We start from the raw sequence: 1,205 nt of genomic DNA, 5'->3' as shown, positions 1-1,205 counted from the left end.
ACATAGGCCTTCACCGCCGCCACCTCGGCATCGGTGTCCGAGTAGAAGTGGTTGATCGCCACAACCACCGGCACGCCGAACGACTTCACGTTGGCGATGTGGCGGCCGAGGTTCGGGCAGCCCTTCTTCACCGCGTCCACGTTCTCGCCGCCGAGATCGGCCTTCGCCACCCCGCCGTTCATCTTCATCGCCCGGACCGTCGCCACGATCACCGCCGCCGCCGGCTTCAGACCCGCCTTGCGGCACTTGATGTCGAAGAACTTCTCGGCCCCCAGATCGGCGCCGAAGCCCGCCTCGGTCACAACGTAGTCGCCGAGCTTCAGCGCGGTCTTCGTCGCAATCACCGAGTTGCAGCCATGCGCGATGTTGGCGAACGGGCCGCCATGCACGAAGGCCGGGTTGTTCTCCAAGGTCTGCACCAGGTTTGGCTGCATCGCGTCCTTCAGGAGCACCGTCATCGCCCCGTCGGCCTTGATGTCGCGGGCATAGACCGGCGACTTGTCGCGCCGGTAGGCCACCACGATGTCGCCAAGGCGCTTCTGCAGGTCACCAAGATCCTTCGCGAGACACAGGATCGCCATCACTTCCGAGGCCACCGTGATGTCGAAGCCCGCCTCGCGCGGGAAGCCGTTCGCCACCCCGCCGAGCGACACGTTGATCTGCCTGAGCGCCCGGTCGTTCATGTCCATCACCCGGCGCCAGCTGACCCGGCGGGTGTCGATCTCCAGCGCGTTGCCCCAGTAGATGTGGTTGTCGATCATCGCCGACAGAAGGTTGTGGGCCGACGTGATCGCGTGGAAGTCGCCGGTGAAGTGGAGGTTCATCTCCTCCATCGGCACCACCTGGGCATAGCCGCCACCGGCAGCCCCGCCCTTCATCCCGAAGTTCGGCCCGAGAGAGGCCTCGCGGATGCAGATCACCGCCTTCTTGCCGATCCGGTTCAGACCGTCGCCAAGACCAACCGTCGTCGTCGTCTTGCCCTCGCCCGCAGGCGTCGGGTTGATCGCCGTCACCAGGATCAGCTTGCCGTCCTTCCCGCCCTCCAGCGACCGGATGAACTCCTGGCTCACCTTCGCCTTGTCATGACCATACGGCAGAAGATGCTCCGCCGGGATCCCCAGCTTCTCTCCAATCTCCATGATCGGACGCTTCTGCGCCTCGCGCGCAATCTCAATATCCGTCTTGAACGCCATCTTCTCTGTCTC

General features: G+C 64.6%; 1 protein-coding gene. It reads right to left on the bottom strand.

What is annotated here, in order from left to right:
- A partial coding sequence (locus OEZ60_RS22115) for a formate--tetrahydrofolate ligase (protein ID WP_263341032.1) occupies positions 1-1,193 on the bottom strand: 1,193 nt, incomplete at its 3' end.
- Between the last annotated feature and the right edge of the window lie 12 nt (positions 1,194-1,205).

It is taken from the genome of Albidovulum salinarum, assembly GCF_025673475.1.
Taxonomy (GTDB): Bacteria; Pseudomonadota; Alphaproteobacteria; order Rhodobacterales; family Rhodobacteraceae; genus Albidovulum; species Albidovulum salinarum.
This window is presented reverse-complemented; position numbering and strand designations above follow the sequence as displayed.